The organism is Methylobacterium sp. (assembly GCF_019745455.1).
GTDB lineage: Bacteria > Pseudomonadota > Alphaproteobacteria > Rhizobiales > Beijerinckiaceae > Methylobacterium.
Genome location: NZ_JAIETD010000144.1, coordinates 1 through 17,110, shown reverse-complemented (window position 1 = coordinate 17,110; position 17,110 = coordinate 1). Strand labels below are relative to the sequence as shown.

Sequence of the window (17,110 nt, the reverse complement as noted above, 5' to 3'; positions counted from 1 at the left end):
CAGAACAGACGAGCGATCGCGCGCGCCATCAGCCCAAAACGCAGCGTACGCCGATGCCCGATGAATAAGACGGGCTAGCTCCATCGGACAGCTCGCAGAGTCATCGGCCGGCGCCTAGGAGGATGACAACTGTCTGCAGGTGCGCGGCCGCACCGCGAAAACTTACGCGCACTGCAATCGTAAACAAATCGTTGCCGGTCCGGAAGCTTTGGAACTTTTCACCCCGTTCCGCCGTTAGGCCGCGACAGTCGCGTTTTGTGTGCGTTCCGAAACTCCTTGATCGCCGTTTCCCATGGCCCCAGGCCGGTGACCGTCATGCCCGTTTTCGACGCCAAGAACCTCGACTCCGACAAGGAAGGCTTTGCTTTCCTCGCTTCCATCCTACACCCCTCCCGCGATGCACAGATCCGAGCCTTGACGCATGGACGCTGCCGGGCGGCGCGCGCGTCGGCATTGGCCGACCCGATGACGATTGAACCGCGCTTTCCGCCACGGCCGGCCGAGACCGAATCGGCGGTGCCAACAACTTGAGCGTCGACCTCACCATTCCTGGGGAGTGATGATCCCCTCACGAGTGACGACGACCCAGCTACCTGCGCGACGTTCGATCGCGTCCGCGCGACCTACGCCTGGCACCATGTCGCCCCTTGCGACTTCGACAAGCCGGCGCTTGCGATCCTCGAGGATCGCGACCCCGTCATAGACTTCCCGCAGGGCCCAGTTGGCGATGGCCGCGGTTTTAGGCTTGGCTTCAACGACCGGCTTCGCTTCAGAGATCGAGCCGGTTTGGACCGGCTCGACGACGGGTTTCGCCGCCTGCGGAGTGGGGGCGGGCATCGGAGCTGCCATACGCTTCTCGATCGACGCCGTCAGTCCAGCGAGGCGAGCGGCGTGATCCTTGTCCGCGGCCTCCTGGCGCTCAGAAATCGACACGATCTTTGAAGTCAGCGTCTGGTCCGTGCGTGCCATACGCTGCGCCAGGTCGGTTCTGATGGCCTTGGCATCCTCTGCTGCACGCTGGCTTGATGCGGCGATCACGCCGGCGAGTCGTTCCATCTCGGCCGAGAGCTTCGCCGTTGCCGAGCGGCTTGCTTCGACGTCTGAGGCAACTGCCGCCAGTGCTGCAACTCCTGTCTCGCCACGCGGCATGACGAGTGCGGTAGCCGCCGCACCGAGGGCGAGACCGACTCCGAGGGCGGCGGCTGCAGCGGTGCCTGTCCGGGCATCGATGAGTTTCGCGAGCTTGCGATGAAGAGGCACTACGGACTCGGACGATGGCGACACGTCCGGCACTGCGATGCTGAGCGACGTGGTGGCCGACAAAGTCTTGTCGGAAGAAGCCTTGCGGGAAGAAGTCCTGCCTGACGGAGCTTTGGTCGAGCCGGTGACGGCCTGCTTCAGCATATCGCCGGGCGAGAGGCCGACTCCCTTCTCTCCGACAAACGTCTTAGCGGTAGCGGCCGTATCCGTCATGCCCGTCACGTCCCGATGAACCATCGGGAGGATCGTTAAGGACGTTTCTTTACCGAAGCGTTACCATATCTCAGGCGGCCAGACCGCGCTTCTTCAGCAGTGGTTCGATGCTCGGCAGACGTCCGCGGAAGGCGGTGTAGGCCTCTTTCGGATCCCGCATGTTTCCGGCCCCGTACACATAACGCCGCAACCGTGACGCGGTCTCGGGGTGGAAGATGTCTCCGGCCTCACGGAAGGCGTCGAAAGCATCCGCGTCGAGCACCTCGGACCATAGGTAGCTGTAGTAGCCTGCAGCGTAGCCGTCGCCGGAGAAGATGTGCGCAAAATGCGGGCTGCGGTGCCGCATCGAGATTTCCGCTGGCATCGCGATCCGCTCCAGTGCATCCGCCTCGAAGGCCAGCACGTCGAGGCCGTCCTCTCCAGCGCTGGACAGGTGCAGGGTCATGTCGACAATGGCGGAAGAGGTGTACTCCACCGTGGCGAAACCCTGATTGAATGTGCGGGCGGCGAGCAGCCGGTTCAGCAACTCCTCGGGCATCGGCTCGCCGGTGAGATAGTGGCGCGCATGTTCGCGCAGCACCTGCGGCTGCTCGAACCAATGCTCGTAGAGCTGCGAGGGCAACTCGACGAAATCCCCCGAGACTGCTGTGCCGGCCAGCACCGGGTATGTCACGTCGGAGAGGAGCCCGTGCAGGGCATGGCCGAACTCATGGAACAACGTGCGCGCATCGTCGAAGGACAGCAGCGTCGGCTCTCCAGCGGGCGCCTGTGCGAAGTTCATGACGTTGACGATGATCGGCTTGATGTCGTCGACGAGGCGCTCCTGAGAACGAAAGGCGCTCATCCACGCGCCGCTGCGCTTCGAGGCGCGGGCAAAATAATCGCCGATGAACACACCGACGTCAGAGCCGTCGCCGTTTCGCACGCTCCAGGCACGGACATCCGGGTGGTAGCGCGGGAACTCTCCCAGTTCCTCGAACCGTAGGCCGAACAGGCGCGAAGCCGTATCGAAGGCGGCGGCGATGACACCGTCGAGGGAGAGATAAGGCTTGATCTCGCCTTCGTCGAGATCGTGCTCGGCCCTGCGCAACTTCTCGGCGTAATGGCGCCAATCGTGACGGGCCAGGGCGAAGTTGCCGCCTTCCGCCTGGACCATCGCCTGGAGACGGTCGCGCTCCTCACCCGCTCGGCGCAGGGCCGGCGTCCAGACGCTGCGGAGGAGGTCCATTGCCGCGTCGGGCGTGCCGGCCATCGTGTCGTCGAGCTTGAAATGCGCGAAGCTCTCGAAGCCGAGGAGCCGCGCCCTCTCGGCGCGCAACGCGACGATTTCGGCGATGATGGTGCGGTTGTCGTGCTCGCCGCCCTGCTCGCCTCGGCGGGTCCAGGCCTCGTAGGCGCGCTCGCGCAGATCCCGCCGGGTAGAGAAGACGAGGAAAGGCTCGATCAATGAGCGCGACAGCGTGATGACATGGCTGTGGTCGCCGCCCCGCTCCCTTGCGGCAGAGGCTGCCGCGGCGCGCAGGAACGGCGGCAATCCGGCGAGGTCGTCCTCGCCGTCGAGCGGCAGCGTAAAGGTGCTCTCGTCGGCGAGCAGGTTCTGGCTGAAATTCGTCCCGAGCTCGGCGAGTCGGCCGCTGATCTGCGCCATCCGCTCCTTGGCCTCCTGCGCGAGATCGGCGCCGGCCCGGCGGAAGCGGGTTCGATAGCGATGGAGCACGCGGCGTTCCTCCTCACCGAGCCCCTCTGCCTCGGCATCGACGGCCGAGATACGCGCCCACAGCTGCGGGTTCAGATAGATTGCGCTTCCGTGGCGGGCGAGGCGCGGGGTGATCGCCCGTTCGACGGCCTGCAGCTCCGGATTGGTGTTGCTGCCGCTGAGATTGAAGAACACGCCCGCGACCCGGTCCAGATCCTGCCCAGCCCGCTCCATCGCGGCGACCGTATTGGTGAAGCTCGGCTCGTTCGCCTCTTTTGCGATCGCGGCGATCTCGCGGTCATGGGCGTCGAGCGCGTCCTCGAAGGCGGGGAGGAAATGCTCGGGACGGATCCCCTCGAATGGCGGCAGACCAAAGGGCGTGTTCCAGATGGGCTCTGCGAAGGGGCCGATGTCGGAACGGGAAGGGCTCGCGGTCATTGTCGTCCTTGCGCAGTCGTCGCTTCTCTCGCCGAAGGTAGAGGCGCGACCGCACAAGGCAAAGCCATTCCTTCTTCCCGGGCGGTCAGCGCTCCACGAACGATCGGAACCCCATGCGGTCGCGACGACTGGCCGGCGCCGCGGCGTCGCTCCCTTCAACGATCCTGATCTTGGCTCTGTTCTGCGCAACAGCGCTGGCACAGGGTGCCCCGCCCTCCGCAGGCACAGAGGGGCCTCCGCAACCGCCTCCACGGCCGGAGGAGTTGAAACCTGTCGAGCTACCGGCAGCAAAGCCCGCAGGACTGCCGGAGAAGCCCGTCGAACTACCGCTGTCACCACCGACGGCGAGCGAGATGCCGACGCCGCCTCAGCGTCCGCCGGAGCTCAGCGGAGAGGCCGCTCTGGCCCTCAAGGTTCAGGCTCCGGACGACACCGGATGCCGCCGCCGGCTATCCAGCCTCGGCGCAACCTTCGAGCCGCTGCCCCCGATTTCGCTGGGTCAATGTGGTGCGGAGAAGCCTCTGAAGGTGTCTCGCATCGGCAGCGTCGCCATCGAGCCTCCTGCGACCCTGGTCTGCGGCGTGGCCGAAGCCCTGGCGCGCTGGACGACAGAGGTCCAGGTGGCTGCGGAGCGCGACCTCGGCCATCCGCTGGCGAGCCTCTCGGTCGGCAGCTACGAGTGCAGGGGGCAGAATCACAGCGCCGATGCGCGACTGAGCGAGCATGCGCTCGCCAATGCCATCGACGTGATGGCCTACGGCTTCGCCGGCCGTTCCGCGATCAAAGTCGTTTCCGCCCCGGAAGGAACCCCGGAGGCTTCGTTTCAGGCGGCGGCAAGGGCCAAGGCCTGCGGGTTCTTCCGCACCGTGTTGGGACCAGGGTCGGACGCGGCGCATGCGAACCACCTCCACCTCGATGAGCGCGAGCGCCAGGCCGGTCATCGCCTCTGCCAATAGGCGGGAACAGGGCGCTCCGTCGCGCCTTGAACATCGGCGGCTAATCTGGGCCGCACCTGGAGGGATGCGTGATGTGGCCGGTGGTGGACAGGGTCGGAAAGCGCGCGATCGTCGCCCTGCTGGCTGGAGTGGCATTATGCGGTGACGTATTGGCAGAAAGCCGGAAGGACCGTGCGATCGCGGAGAGATCCAGTGGGCAGGCGGGCAAGAATGACGACGCAGCGCTCGGTTCTCTGACCCTAGACAGCGTGAACGCGGCTACCTTCTTGGCCCCGCCGAAGCAGATCAAACGCAAGGGCCGTGCGGGTAGGGGAAAAGCTGCGAGTCCTGATCCTCTCCTCCTAAAAGCTCAGATCCTGCTAGCGCGGGCACGGTTCTCGCCAGGCGCCTTCGACGCACGGGACGGCAAGAATTTCCGCGGCGCGCTTGCCGCCTTCGCTCAAGACCGCGGGTTGGCGGCGACGAAAACTCTGAACCAGGAGATCTTCGATGCGCTCCAGTCCGGCGGTGGCGACCCGGTTCTCATCGATTATACGGTCACCGAAGCCGATGTCTCAGGTCCCTTCGCCGAGACGATCCCCCGCAAGATGGAGGAGCAGGCCGACCTGAAGGCCCTCGACTATACGAGTGCGCGGGAGATGCTTGCCGAGCGCTTCCACATGTCTCAGGATCTGCTCGCGGCCCTCAACCCAGGCTCCTCCTTCGACAAGGCAGGGGTGACCATCGTCGTGGCAGCCGTACCGGCAATGGAACGCGGCAAGCCGACGGGTCAGGGCAAGGCCCGCGCGAAGAGCCAAGGGACCGGACAGGCCAAGAATGAATCCAGGGATGCCGCGAAAGCCAGCGACAAGCCAGATGTAAAGTCGGGTGACGAGCCACGCCCGGAGGGTAGGCCCACCGAGCAAGACCGTCCCGTCGTGACCCGGATCGAGGTCGACAAGGCATCTCGGCAAGTCCGCGCCTTTGATCGGGAAGGTAAGCTGCGCGCTTTCTACCCCGCCTCGATTGGCAGCAAAGAGAAACCGGCACCATCTGGCAGCGCCAAGGTCGAGACCGTGGCCTACGAGCCGACCTATACGTATGACCCGAAATACGCTTTCAAGGGGGTGAAGGCGACGGAAAAGTTTATGCTGCAGCCGGGCCCCAACAATCCAGTCGGCCTCGTCTGGATCGATCTGTCCATCCCCTCCTACGGTATCCACGGCACCCCTGATCCCGAGAAGGTCGGCAAGACGGAGTCGCATGGTTGCATCAGGCTCACGAACTGGGACGTGCGCGACCTCGCCATGATGGTGGAGCGAGGCGCGAAGGTGGAGTTCAAGGACGAGTAGCCGCCCGTCGACGCACGAGGTCGGCGAGGCCGAGCATCAGGCCGTCGCAGAGGAAAGCGAGCGCAGCGGTGGCGCAGGTGCCCTGCATCAGTGGGAGCACGGCCTGGTTCTGCAGGCCGGCGATGATCGGTGTGCCGAGGGTGGAGGCGCCGGCGAGCGCGCCGACGGCGACCGTCGCAATCGCCAGGATAAGTGCTGTACGCAGGGTCTCGAGGATGCCGGGCGCCGCCAAGGGAAGCTCGACCTGCAGCATCAATTGCGCGCCGCTCAAGCCGATCGCGTGACCCGCCTCGCGTGCATCGGCCGGAACGCTTTCGAGTGCGCCCACGGTGCCACGCAGAACCGGCATGATGCCGTAGGCAACGAGCGCGAGCAGCGTTGGAGGTCCGCCGAACCCGAGGACCGGCAATGCCAGGGCGACGACGACGACCGGCGGGATCGCCTGGGCGAAGGCGGCGAGGCTGTCGATGCTGCGACGGATCGGCACAGAACCGGTCCGCGTCGCCAGGATTCCGATGCCGACGCCCAGGACAGCAACGATGGCGAGCCCCGCGAGGGCGAGGAGCAGGTGGTCGCCCGCCAGCCTGCTCAATCGCTGCAGGCCCACCGGTTTTCTCGGTGGCTCTCCGAGGGCAGCGACGATCGCGGCAGCGATGTCGGGGTGGCTCAGACACGCGAGAGCCGCCCCGGCGAGCGCGAAGCCGAGGGCGTGACCCCGTCCGCTCATGCCGGACACCAGGCGCGGGCCCTCGCCTCGATGGAGCCCAGCAGAGTTTCTGCGCAGAGCGAGAGGCCGATGATCGGGAGGGCCCCGAGCAGGATCAGGTCGGGTGCGAATTGCGCCATGCCGTCGAAGACGATCCGGCCGAGACCGCCTGCCCCCACGAGGGCGCAGAGGGTCGCGAGACTGAGGCTTTGCACCGCCGCCACTCGCAACGCACCGATCAGCAACGGCGACCCGAGGGGAAGCCGGACCTGGAGAAGGATCTGCGCGTGGCTCAGGCCTAGGGCTTTCGCCGCATCGATGACGGCGCCGTCGGCCGTGCGGAGGCCGGTCGCGAGCCCGCGCCAGAGCGGGAGGAGGAGGTATGCGGCGATGCCGACGATGGCGGGTCCGGGCCCGAGGGCGCTCAAGCCCATCTCACGCAAAGCCGGTACGGCCGTGAGGAGCGACGAGGTCAAGGCGACGAGGGCACCCAGGAGGGCGACAGCCGGAACGACCTGGATGCCGCCAGCAACGGCTCCGACGAGCGCTTGTCCTCTGCTCCAGGAGGAGAGCATCACTGCGAGGACGAGTCCCAATCCGAGGGCAGAACCAGCGAGGGCGAGGTGCTGCAGAATTGCGGTGGTGACCTCGCCGCGCCGTGCCTGAAGCTCGATGGCGATGGATAGGTGATCGAACAAGGCACCCTTCCCGGCGGCCGCGAGGCACGCAGCCGCGACCAGGGCGACGACGGCGCCTAGACGACGGAGCCTGCAGACCTGGATCGCCCAGCCTATTCCTGATGCAAGGAGGAGCATTGCGAGCCACGCGCCCGAAGCAAGGCTGACTCGCGTCGCAGCCGGCCGGCCGGCGGCGAGGTCGCGCGCGCCGTCCCCAAGGCCGACAACCAGCATGACGAGGGCGGCCCAGAGAGAGAGGAGCGCGACGGCCGCACTCATGCGCTGCCGGCTCACGGCAAGGATGAACAGGCCGATCGCACCGAATCCCATGACGAAGCGAACGACTGTCCCGATCGCTCCGGACCGATAGGACGGAACGGCGGCGGCCAGCCTGTTGGGAGCCATGCCGAGCAGCGGAAGTGCGACGAGGGCGATGATAAGCGTGGCAGCCAGGCCGACGCCGACGGCAGCTCTCGTTGCCGGCCTAGAGGAAATGGCGGCCCGCCTCATCCGAGCAGCCCAAGTTCGCGCAGGTGCCGGGCCGCCACCGCTTCAGGAAGATCACCCTCCACCGTGATCACCGCGTTGAGCCGGCGCAGGGTCGTGGCATCAAGGCCGTTGAACAGGGCGCCGAGGGTTGGCCGGATCCGCGGGTCGCGGTCGAGACTCGTTGAGCGAAAGACCGGAGCCATCTCGTAGACGATCTGTGCGCCTTCCGGGTCGGACATGACCACGAGATCGAGAGCGGAGAGCGCACCATCGGTCCCGTAGACCATGCCGGCATTGACCCCGCTGATGCCCTGCGCGGCCGCGCGAGCCGTGATGGCGGTATCGCCACCGGGAAGGCTGATGATCCTGTCATGGGGTACCTGGAAGCCGTAGGCCGCCTCGAAGGCCGGGAGCGCCGCCGGGCTCTCGACGAATTCAGTGGAAGCGGCAAGGCGGATCAGGCCTCGTCGCACGGCGGCGGCGAAGTCCGCCATCGTCGAAAGGCCCTCGCGACGCGCGAGCTTCCCCTGCACGGCAATGAGCCAGGTGTTGTTGGCGGGAGCCCGGTCGAGCCAGACGAGACCGCGCGCTGCGTCGCTGCGAGCGATTGCGTCGTAAGCGCCCTGGGAACTGCGCCAAACCGGATCGGTCTCCGTCCCGGTGAAGAAGGCGCCGTTGCCAGTGTATTCGGGGTATACGTCGATATCGCCCGACATGAGCGCCGAGCGGACGATCAGTGGCGGGCCGAGGCCCAGCCGCCGCTCGACAGATAGGCCGAGATGCTCAAGGAGCAGTGCGATCATCGCGCCGGCGAGGCTCCCTTCCGTGTCGCTCTTGGATGCGACGACGAGGCGACGTGCGGCCCAGACAGTCTCTGGAGAGATGACGTTCGAGACGACGAAGCCGGTCAGGAACGTGCGTCTGCTCGGGGATGTCATCGATTAACCAAGTTGACGAGGGCGCCGCGCGTCGCCTCGGGCATCTGTATGATTTCATACATGGTGTCTCCCCGATGTATCACTGCGTTACATTACCGTTCCGGCCGGGTGTTCTACAGCCTTCTCGGAGCTTGACACCGTGCGTCGAACGGGCGACGGCTCGACATAGCCCTTCAATGGCAAATGCGTTGCGGTGCGTCTCCCAACCGGTTCGCCGGAAGACGTGGCCATGAGGCGATAGCCGGCGGGATACATTCCGCGAGGAACGGGGCCTAAGGGAAGACACCGCGGCGTGAGTGCTGAAGCGAACGACGATCTGCTGAACGGCGCCCGGGTGCTGGTCGTCGAGGATGAAGCGGCGATTTCGATGCTCCTCGAGGACATGCTCCTCGATTTCGGATGCACCGTCGTCGGTCCCGCCGCGCGACTGGCGACCGCCCTCGAAATGGCCGAAGGCGAAACCTTCGAAATCGCGATTCTTGACGTCAACGTCGCGGGCGAGCCGATCTACCCGGTGGCCGAGGCGATCGTACGGCGTTCGCTGCCGCTGGTGTTCTCTACCGGCTATGGCGGCGCCGGTATCCGCGAGCCATACCGCGATTGCCCTGTCGTACAGAAACCTTTCAGCCAGGCCGACCTCAAGCGGACGCTGATCGGCGCCATCGCCGCCGCGCGCAAATAGATCAAACCGGGTCACAGGCCCTCGATGGCGAAAGCGTCGGGCACGTGGACAGGCCACGTCGCCGGTGCGAGGAAGACCGCGTCGGCGCGGAACGTCATTCCTGCATAGCGAGGATGACGGCCGATCCAGGATCGTGCGGCACGCGAGAAACGCGCCCGCTTGCGCGCGTCGATAGCCTCGAGGGCTTCCTCCAATCTGGCGCGGGCCTTCACCTCGACGAATGCGATCACCTGTCCGCGCCTGAGCACCAGATCAATCTCGCCTCCGGCTGCGCTGAAGCGCCTGGCGAGCGGCCGGTAGCCCTTGAGGACAAGGGCGACGAGGGCCATGGTCTCGCCTGCGCGGCCCCTGAGATAGGTGGCGCGCCGGCGCGCTTGAGCAGGTTTGAGGTCAGGCCTCGTCATCGCCCCGCCTGGCCAGGACGAGGGCACGAGCATAGACCGTGCGACGGGGCTGGCCGGTCTCGTCGGCGACGAGCGCCGCCGCGTCCTTGATCGAATGCCGTTCCAGGGCCGTCGCGAGGGCCGCATCGAGACCCGTCTCCACCGCCTCGTCATCCGGCTCCTCGGTGCCGGTACCGATCACGACGACCACCTCGCCCTTCGGCGCGCCCTCGGCGGCGAAGGTGTCCGCGAGAGAGCCCAGAGTACCGCGTCGGATCGTTTCGAAGAGCTTGGTCAGTTCGCGAGCCACCGCCGCTGGGCGAGCGCCGCCCAGGACCGCCGCAGCATCGCCGAGCATCTCGGGAAGCCTGTGCGGAGATTCGAAGAGAACCAGCGTGCCCGGCACCTGACTCAATTCGGCGAGGCGGTTCCGCCGCGCGCCGGATTTCTGCGGGAGGAAACCTTCGAAGAAGAACCGGTCAGTCGGCAGGCCGGCGGCTACGATGGCCGTCATCACCGCCGATGGGCCAGGAATCGGAGTGATCGCGATTCCGGCCTCGATGGCCGCCTGGACGAGCTTGAACCCGGGATCCGAGACGAGCGGCGTTCCGGCATCGGAGACGAGGGCCAGGGCCTCGCCGGCCTGCATCCTGGCGATCATTCTCTCGCGCACCGCCGCGTTCGAATGCTCGTGATAGGCGACGAGGGGCGTCGTGATCCCGTAATGCATGAGCAGCGTGCGGGTGACGCGGGTATCCTCGGCGAGCACCGTATCGGCGGCGGCGAGCGTTGCGAGGGCACGGAACGACACGTCCTTGAGGTTCCCGATCGGCGTCGCCACGACGTGGAGGCCAGGCTCCAGTGGCTCGGCCTCGGCGGCCAGACCGAAGGCCGTGAAGGTGGCTGGCGCCTTGCCCTCGGCGAGAGCCGGCCGTCGCCGGCTCCGATTGTCGATACGCTGCGTCATGGTCGTCTAAGTCTCGCCGGCGGCCCCTTCCCCTACACTCGCATGCCGATCGGGGCTGTTGGAATGGCTGCGCGGACAGAGACTTGCATTTACTTTTCTCCCTGAGACTTTATGCCCGAACAGTCACGGCACCGGGAGCCGGGGAGAGCCATGAGCGTTCAAGACCTCCTCGATCGGCTGCGTGTCCCTGTCGTCGCGGGCTGTCTCCTCCTCGGCCTCGCCGGATGCATCGGCGGCCCCGACGGCGGCCCGCGCGTCGCGTCGCGAACGCCCCCTCCGATCGCCTCCGAGAGTCCGCCCCCAGAGTCTCCGGGGTCGACCCGCATCGGCACCGGCTCGGTGAAGCTCGCGCTGATCGCGCCGCTCACCGGCCAGGGTGCAGCCATCGGCAACGCCCTCCGCAACGCCGCCGAACTCGCCATCGAGGATTTCCAGAAGCCCGATTTACAGATTCTGGTGAAGGACGACCGTGGGACGCCCGAGGGTGCCCGTGAGGCGGCGCAAGCGGCTCTCGCCGACGGGGCGGACCTCGTCCTCGGCCCGCTTTTCGCTGCCAACGTCCAGGCCGTGGCGGCCATCATCCGGCCTGCGGCCAAGCCGATGATCGCATTCTCCACCGATGCCGGGGTGGCGGCGCGCGGTGTCTACCTGATGAGCTTCCTGCCTCAAACCGAAGTCGACCGCATCGTCGATGCCACAGTCGCTGCCGGCCGGACTTCCTTCGCTGCCCTGATCCCGGAATCAAGCTACGGCAACGCCGTCGAGGCCCAGTTCCGAGAGGCCGTGGCGCGCAAGGGGGCCCGCGTTGCCGCGGTTGAGCGCTATGCCCCCGGCAATCCGGCTCCAGCCGTCGCGCGGATTTCTATCGTGATCGCGGGCTCTGGCGCGCAGGCGGATGCCCTGTTCCTGCCCGATACGCCGGAAGGCCTCGCCGCCGTCGCTCCGGCGCTGTCAAAGGCCGGTTTTTCTCCTGGCCGGGTCAAGCCCATCGGCACGGCGATCTGGAACGATCCGCGAGTCTTCGCCCTCCCCACGCTCCAGGGCGGCTGGTTCGCCGCAGCGGACGCGGGGGGCTTCAGCACCTTCTCGCAGCGTTATCAGGCGCGGTTCGGCTCAGCCCCGCCGCGTGTGGCGACGCTCGCCTATGATGCCGTTTCCCTGAGCGCTGCCCTAACGCGCCAATACGGCTCGCAGCGCTTCACCGACGCGACCCTGACAAATCCCTCAGGCTTCGCCGGCACCGACGGCACCTTCCGCTTCCGGCCGGAGGGGCCGAGCGAACGGGCGCTCGCTGTGAGCGAGATCCGCAACGGGTCAGCGACGGTGGTCAGTCCAGCGCCGAGAGCGTTGGGGCCATCGGGGACGTGAGGTCGGGGCTCGGCTGAGCAAGGCTACCCGGCCGCGAGCTCGCCGACCACCGCGTTCAGTACCGGTGCACCCCTCGCGGTAGCAGCGATGCGGCCGCTCGGGAGCCGCGCAACGAGTCCGTCGCCGACCAGAGCCGCGAGCCGGGCCTCGTCGAGCGCCCTGCCCTTCAACGCCGCGTAGCGGGCCGGGTCGATCCCCTCCGAGAGGCGCAGGCCCATCATGAGGAATTCGTCTCCTTGATCTGAAGCGCTCAGCGATTCGGTGGCGGTAATGCCGTGGCCGTCGCGCTCGACCCGGGCGAGCCAAGCCTCCGGCATGCGTTCCGTCACCGTCGCGACCCGGCCTTCTGCGCTGACGAGGCGGCCGTGGGCTCCGGGGCCGATGCCGGCATATTCGCCGTAGCGCCAATAGAGTAGGTTATGACGCGACTGGGCGCCGGGCCGCGCATGGTTGGAGATCTCGTAGGCCGAGAAGCCGGCACGATCGCAGATGTCTTGCGTCACGTCGAAGAGGATGCGAGCGGCCTCGTCGTCCGGCGGCACCAGCTTGCCGGCGGCGGCGAGCCCGAAGAACGGCGTGCCCGGCTCGATGGTGAGTTGATAGAGCGAGAGATGCTCGGCCGCTCTTGCGATCGCGCCCTCCAGCTCACTCCTCCAGGCATCGGGGGTCTGCTCGGGCCGGGCGTAGATCAGGTCGAAGGAGTAGCGCTCGAACGTGGCGGCGGCGACCGATACCGCGGATAGCGCTTCCTCCGCGCTATGGAGGCGGCCGAGGCGTTTCAGGGAGGCATCGTCAAGGGCCTGAACGCCGAGGGAGACCCGGTTGATCCCCGCGCTGCGGTAGCCGCGAAACCGCTCGGCCTCCACGCTGGTCGGATTAGCCTCGAGGGTGATCTCGATATCGTCGCTGGTCCCCCAAGCCTGCGCGACCGCATCGAGGAGGCCCGCGACGGTCGCGGGTTTCATCAGCGACGGGGTGCCGCCTCCGAGGAAGATGCTGGAGACGGTGCGACCCGGGGTCAGCGCGGCGACGTGTGCGATCTCGGCGCGGAAGGCCGCGAGGTAGCGCGCCTCATCCACGGGGGCATGGCGGACATGGCTGTTGAAGTCGCAATACGGGCATTTGGCGGCACAGAACGGCCAGTGGAGGTAGATTCCGAACCCGGCGTCGCGGGTCGGATGGTTGGGGGCGGAATGGGGCATCGTCCTGGCGTCTTGGTATCCGCATCGGCCCGTGGATAGCCGGTATGGAAGCGACATTCGGTATCAGGCGTATGCAGATGGGCCTGAGGGATACGCCCGGTATCACACCCGTCGCAGACAAGCCTCGGCGAGAAGCACGAAGGCGCGTGCCCTGTGCGACAGAGCGGCGCCGGTTTGCCAGTCGACCCCATGCTTCTCCTCCGAGCTCATCTCGCCGAAGGTACGGTGATGGCCCTCGGGCAGGAACAGCGGGTCGTAGCCGAAGCCGAGCGTCCCGCGCGGAGGTACGATCTCGCCGAAGACGCGACCTTCGAAGGTTTCGAGATGGCCATCGGGCCAAGCGATGACCAGTGCGGAGACGAAATGGCCCCGCCGCTCGGTAGCGCCACGACGGTCGAGTTCGTGTGCGATCCGCGCCATTGCGGCGGCGAAATCCTTCGACGGCCCGGCCCAGCGAGCGGAGAACAGGCCCGGCGCGCCGTCGAGGGCGTTGACGCATAGCCCGGAATCGTCGGCGAAGGCGGGCAGCCCCGACGCGCTGGCGGCGGCCTGCGCCTTGATCGCCGCATTCTCGCAGAACATCGTCCCGGTCTCGTCGGGCTCGGCAAGACTGAACTCTCCGGCCGAAACCGCCTCGATCCCGAAGGGTTCGAGCAACTCGCGCATCTCCACGAGCTTGCCCGGATTGTGGGTGGCGATGACGACCTTGCCGTTGAGGATGCGGTGCTCGCTCATGCGATTGCTTGCTTCTGAAGTGCGACGAGTTCCGCGATCCCGCCCCGCGCAAGACGCAGCAATTCGAGCAGTTCCTCTTCCGAGAACGGCTTGCCTTCGGCGGTGCCCTGCACCTCGACGATGCCGCCAGAGCCCGTCATGACGAAATTGGCGTCGGTCTCGGCCGCAGAATCCTCGGCATAGTCGAGATCGAGGACCGGGCTGCCCTTGTAGACGCCGCAGGATACGGCGGCGACATGGTCGCGCAGCGGGTCGACCGAGATGATCGAGCGCCCGCGCATCCAGGAAAAGCATTCGTGAAGGGCGACCCATGCGCCGGTGATGGCTGCGGTGCGGGTGCCGCCATCGGCCTGGAGCACGTCGCAATCGACTGTGATCTGGCGCTCGCCGATGGCGGGCAGGTTGGTGACGGCTCGCAGGGACCGGCCGATCAGGCGCTGGATCTCCTGGGTGCGCCCCGAAGGCTTTGCCGTCTCCCGGCGGTTGCGCTCATGGGTGGCGCGCGGCAGCATCGCGTATTCGGCAGTGACCCATCCCTTGCCGGACCCGCGAAGCCAGGGCGGTCCGCGTTCTTCCAGGGAGGCGGTGCAGAGCACCTTGGTCTCGCCAAAGGTGACGAGGCACGATCCTTCCGCGTAACGGGCGACGGCGCGCTCCAGGGAGACGCTGCGCAGGGCGTCGTTGGCGCGCTTGGAAGGCCGCATCGGCGCTCTCTCGTTCAGTTCGGTCCGGGCCGCGCTCATAGGCCGCCCCGGCACCAGCGGCAAGCGGAACGCCACGAACGGGCGTTCCGCTTGCCGCTTTGGTCAGTAGCGGAAGCGTCGGCCGTGGTAATGGTGACGGCGTCCGTGATGGTGACCGAAGTGGCGGCCGCGGTGATGACCGAAATGCCGGCGATGATGATGGCCATGACGGTGCCAATGCCGGCCGTGGTATCGGACCTCGGTGAGGTCGGCGGCAGGTGCGACGGCTTCGACCGGAGCCATGGCGGGAGCCGCTTCGGCGGATTTCGGGGCGCCTAGCATCATGCCGCCGACGATCGCCACGACGAGGGCGGACGATTTGACCAGGGCGGCCGGGGAATGGATTTTCATAGATGGAACTCCTCAGGCACAATGCGGTCCGACGCCCTATTGCCTAGAGCCCAGGGCCGGCCAGCGCAGGCAAACGCACGATCACGGGAAATAGCCTCCCGACAGCGCGAGTTTTTTGCCACCGCGGCCTCCTCGGATTCCATTTTGCAACCTGCCAAGTCTGACGAGGCGACGCTTCAGCGCCTTGTGCCGATTTGGTGATGCCGACACAGTGGCGCTAGGACAGGAACCGTGACAGAGCACACCCGCACCCTCCCCTCGTATCCGAACAACCAAGCGTTGGCGGGCCTCGACATACGGGCGCGAGAGATTTTCCGGCAAATCGTCGAAAGCTATCTTTCCACCGGAGAGCCTGTCGGATCGCGCAATCTCGCGCGTATCCTGCCGATGACGCTATCCCCGGCTTCGATCCGCAACGTCATGGCGGATCTGGAGCATTCCGGCCTGATCTTCGCGCCGCATACCTCGGCCGGGCGCCTTCCCACCGAGACCGGCCTGCGTTTCTTCGTTGATGCGATGCTCGAGCTCGGCGATGTGGGCCGCGAGGAGCAGGAGCGTATCGAGGCGCAGATGCGCGCGGCTGCCTCTGGCCATACTTTCGAAAGCGCCCTCGCCGAAGCCTCGACGCTTCTCTCAGGCGTCTCTCGTGGTGCAGGTGTCGTCGTGACGACGAAGACCAACGTCCAGCTCAAGCATATCGAGTTCGTGCGCCTTGATCCGAACCGCGCACTCGTCGTCCTGGTCTCGGACGACGGTTCGGTTGAGAACCGCCTCCTCGACCTGCCACCTGGTCTGCCCGCAAGCGCCTTGCAGGAGGCGTCGAACTATCTCAATGCCCGCCTGCATGGGCGGACCCTCGGCGGCCTACGCGCCGAGATCGAGGCCGGCCGCGAAGCGATGAAGCGGGAGCTCGACACGATCACTGAGCGGCTCGTGGATGCCGGGCTCGCCGTCACCGTCGGCCCATCCGAAGCCCGCCAACTCATCGTTCGAGGCCAAGCCAACCTCCTCGACGACCTGCGCGCAGCTGAAGACCTGGAGCGTATCCGCCTTCTCTTCGCTGATCTCGAGACCCAGAAGGAGGTCATCGATCTCCTCTCCCGGGCCGAGGGCGGCGAGGGCGTACGAATCTTCATCGGCTCCGAGAACAAGCTGTTCTCGCTCTCAGGCTCGTCGATGATCGCGGCGCCGTTCCGCGACGGCGCTCAGAAAATCGTCGGCGTCGTCGGAGTCATCGGCCCGACCCGGCTCAACTATGCCCGGATCGTGCCGATGGTCGATTATACGGCCCGCGTCGTGTCGCGACTGCTCGATCGCGGGCCGAGATGAGATGCGTCAGCCGCGGATGACGTCGACGATCTCGTAGGTGTCGGGATCGACGATGACGATATCGTCGTCGACGAGGACGTAGCGATAATCCTCGTATTCCGGCGCGATGCGGACGATCTCCGGCGGCAGGTCGTAGAGGGTATAGCTGCGGGCGATCGCGGTCCCGACCGTCAGGGCGAAGGCGCCGGCCGCGAGCCGCGTCACGCCGCGGCGCAGAACGCTCTGCCGGAACTCGGTGCGCTGGGGGGCGCCGAGCCGCCCGTAGGCGCCTCTAACCGCACCCCTGTCGCCCCGGGCGCCGCGCATCCCCCGATCTCCGCGATCGCCTCGTCCATCGCGGTCGGCGCGGCCGTCGCGATCACCCCGTCCGTCGCGGTCCATGCGACCGTCGCGCTCGTTCCTGCCGTCTCGATCCGCCCTGCCGTCGCGCTCGCCCCCACGCTGGCCGGCGGCGCCGTCTTCGCCGGTCCGGCCCGGGGCCGTACCCGAGCGTGTGGGCGCTCCGGCCTCCCCGGCACCGCCGCGCTGGCCACCGGCGCCTGCACCCGCGCCGCCCGCCTCGCCGGCGCCGTACTCGCGCTGTTCCGGGCCGATATAGAGCTGGCGCGGGCGGCCGATCTTTTGGGACGGGTCCTCGATCATCTCG

General features: G+C 66.9%; 18 protein-coding genes. 6 read left to right on the top strand and 12 right to left on the bottom strand.

The genetic code is table 11. From position 1 onward, the window contains the following. Nucleotides 1–276: 276 nt before the first annotated feature. Nucleotides 277–531, top strand: a complete 255-nt coding sequence (locus tag K2Y56_RS24025) for a hypothetical protein (RefSeq protein WP_292513906.1) — start codon at nucleotides 277–279, stop codon at nucleotides 529–531. 9 nt (nucleotides 532–540) lie between these two features. On the opposite strand, the gene K2Y56_RS24020 is transcribed toward K2Y56_RS24025, so the two are convergent. Then, nucleotides 541–1,149 (bottom strand): hypothetical protein, encoded by a 609-nt coding sequence (locus tag K2Y56_RS24020; protein ID WP_292513903.1) that lies wholly within the window; start codon nucleotides 1,147–1,149, stop codon nucleotides 541–543. A gap of 394 nt (nucleotides 1,150–1,543) precedes the next feature. After that, on the bottom strand, nucleotides 1,544–3,607 hold the full coding sequence (locus K2Y56_RS24015) for a M3 family metallopeptidase (protein ID WP_292513900.1): 2,064 nt from the start codon (nucleotides 3,605–3,607) through the stop codon (nucleotides 1,544–1,546). Nucleotides 3,608–3,720: 113 nt separating this feature from the next. On the opposite strand from K2Y56_RS24015, the gene K2Y56_RS24010 reads away from it, so the two are divergent. Continuing rightward, nucleotides 3,721–4,563 carry an extensin family protein gene (locus K2Y56_RS24010; protein WP_292513897.1) on the top strand — a complete coding sequence of 281 codons (843 nt, stop codon included), beginning with the start codon at nucleotides 3,721–3,723 and terminating at the stop codon, nucleotides 4,561–4,563. A 266-nt stretch (nucleotides 4,564–4,829) separates the two neighbouring features. Next, a complete protein-coding gene (locus K2Y56_RS24005; RefSeq protein ID WP_292513893.1) occupies nucleotides 4,830–5,894 on the top strand; it encodes a L,D-transpeptidase in 1,065 nt (354 codons plus the stop codon). Here the strand turns inward: K2Y56_RS24005 and K2Y56_RS24000 are convergent. From K2Y56_RS24000 to K2Y56_RS23990, 3 genes are read right to left on the bottom strand one after another with little or no spacing between them, the layout of a single operon-like run. Continuing rightward, nucleotides 5,881–6,621 carry an ABC transporter permease subunit gene (locus tag K2Y56_RS24000; RefSeq protein WP_292513890.1) on the bottom strand — a complete coding sequence of 247 codons (741 nt, stop codon included), beginning with the start codon at nucleotides 6,619–6,621 and terminating at the stop codon, nucleotides 5,881–5,883. The two genes, K2Y56_RS24005 and K2Y56_RS24000, sit on opposite strands and share 14 nt — an antisense overlap. Next, on the bottom strand, nucleotides 6,618–7,787 hold the full coding sequence (locus K2Y56_RS23995; protein ID WP_292513887.1) for an ABC transporter permease subunit: 1,170 nt from the start codon (nucleotides 7,785–7,787) through the stop codon (nucleotides 6,618–6,620). The genes K2Y56_RS24000 and K2Y56_RS23995 overlap by 4 nt, the downstream gene beginning before the upstream one ends. Continuing rightward, nucleotides 7,784–8,704 (bottom strand): glycine betaine ABC transporter substrate-binding protein, encoded by a 921-nt coding sequence (locus K2Y56_RS23990; protein ID WP_292513884.1) that lies wholly within the window; start codon nucleotides 8,702–8,704, stop codon nucleotides 7,784–7,786. Before K2Y56_RS23990 ends, K2Y56_RS23995 begins: the two co-directional genes overlap by 4 nt. Before the next feature lie 292 nt (nucleotides 8,705–8,996). Here K2Y56_RS23990 and K2Y56_RS23985 point away from each other — a divergent pair, with 292 nt between their 5' ends. Further along, complete coding sequence (locus K2Y56_RS23985) at nucleotides 8,997–9,386, top strand: response regulator (RefSeq protein WP_292513881.1); 390 nt, start codon at nucleotides 8,997–8,999, stop codon at nucleotides 9,384–9,386. Nucleotides 9,387–9,397: 11 nt separating this feature from the next. Here the strand turns inward: K2Y56_RS23985 and K2Y56_RS23980 are convergent, their stop codons facing one another. Together K2Y56_RS23980 and rsmI are read right to left on the bottom strand one after the other, a co-directional pair. Continuing rightward, on the bottom strand, nucleotides 9,398–9,790 hold the full coding sequence (locus K2Y56_RS23980; RefSeq protein WP_292513878.1) for a YraN family protein: 393 nt from the start codon (nucleotides 9,788–9,790) through the stop codon (nucleotides 9,398–9,400). Next, nucleotides 9,777–10,736: a 16S rRNA (cytidine(1402)-2'-O)-methyltransferase gene (rsmI, locus tag K2Y56_RS23975; protein WP_292513875.1), complete on the bottom strand. Its 960-nt coding sequence runs from the start codon at nucleotides 10,734–10,736 to the stop codon at nucleotides 9,777–9,779. Before rsmI ends, K2Y56_RS23980 begins: the two co-directional genes overlap by 14 nt. Nucleotides 10,737–10,886: 150 nt before the next feature. Between rsmI and K2Y56_RS23970 the strand changes: the two genes are divergently transcribed. Beyond that, nucleotides 10,887–12,104, top strand: a complete 1,218-nt coding sequence (locus K2Y56_RS23970) for a penicillin-binding protein activator (RefSeq protein ID WP_292513872.1) — start codon at nucleotides 10,887–10,889, stop codon at nucleotides 12,102–12,104. A 23-nt stretch (nucleotides 12,105–12,127) separates the two neighbouring features. Here the strand turns inward: K2Y56_RS23970 and hemW are convergent, their stop codons facing one another. The 4 genes from hemW to K2Y56_RS23950 all read right to left on the bottom strand — a co-directional run bounded on the left by hemW (nucleotide 12,128) and on the right by K2Y56_RS23950 (nucleotide 15,135). After that, on the bottom strand, nucleotides 12,128–13,306 hold the full coding sequence (hemW, locus tag K2Y56_RS23965; protein WP_292513869.1) for a radical SAM family heme chaperone HemW: 1,179 nt from the start codon (nucleotides 13,304–13,306) through the stop codon (nucleotides 12,128–12,130). 102 nt (nucleotides 13,307–13,408) lie between these two features. Then, nucleotides 13,409–14,041 carry an RdgB/HAM1 family non-canonical purine NTP pyrophosphatase gene (gene rdgB, locus K2Y56_RS23960; protein WP_292513867.1) on the bottom strand — a complete coding sequence of 211 codons (633 nt, stop codon included), beginning with the start codon at nucleotides 14,039–14,041 and terminating at the stop codon, nucleotides 13,409–13,411. After that, nucleotides 14,038–14,745, bottom strand: a complete 708-nt coding sequence (rph, locus tag K2Y56_RS23955) for a ribonuclease PH (protein WP_292513864.1) — start codon at nucleotides 14,743–14,745, stop codon at nucleotides 14,038–14,040. The genes rdgB and rph overlap by 4 nt, the downstream gene beginning before the upstream one ends. Nucleotides 14,746–14,847: 102 nt before the next feature. After that, nucleotides 14,848–15,135: a hypothetical protein gene (locus tag K2Y56_RS23950; RefSeq protein ID WP_292513862.1), complete on the bottom strand. Its 288-nt coding sequence runs from the start codon at nucleotides 15,133–15,135 to the stop codon at nucleotides 14,848–14,850. A 231-nt stretch (nucleotides 15,136–15,366) separates the two neighbouring features. Between K2Y56_RS23950 and hrcA the strand changes: the two genes are divergently transcribed. Then, nucleotides 15,367–16,464: a heat-inducible transcriptional repressor HrcA gene (gene hrcA, locus K2Y56_RS23945; RefSeq protein ID WP_292513859.1), complete on the top strand. Its 1,098-nt coding sequence runs from the start codon at nucleotides 15,367–15,369 to the stop codon at nucleotides 16,462–16,464. Nucleotides 16,465–16,470: 6 nt separating this feature from the next. On the opposite strand, the gene K2Y56_RS23940 is transcribed toward hrcA, so the two are convergent. Continuing rightward, nucleotides 16,471–17,110, bottom strand: a 640-nt coding sequence (locus tag K2Y56_RS23940; RefSeq protein ID WP_366849423.1) for a DUF1236 domain-containing protein, incomplete at its 5' end; no start/stop codon positions are given.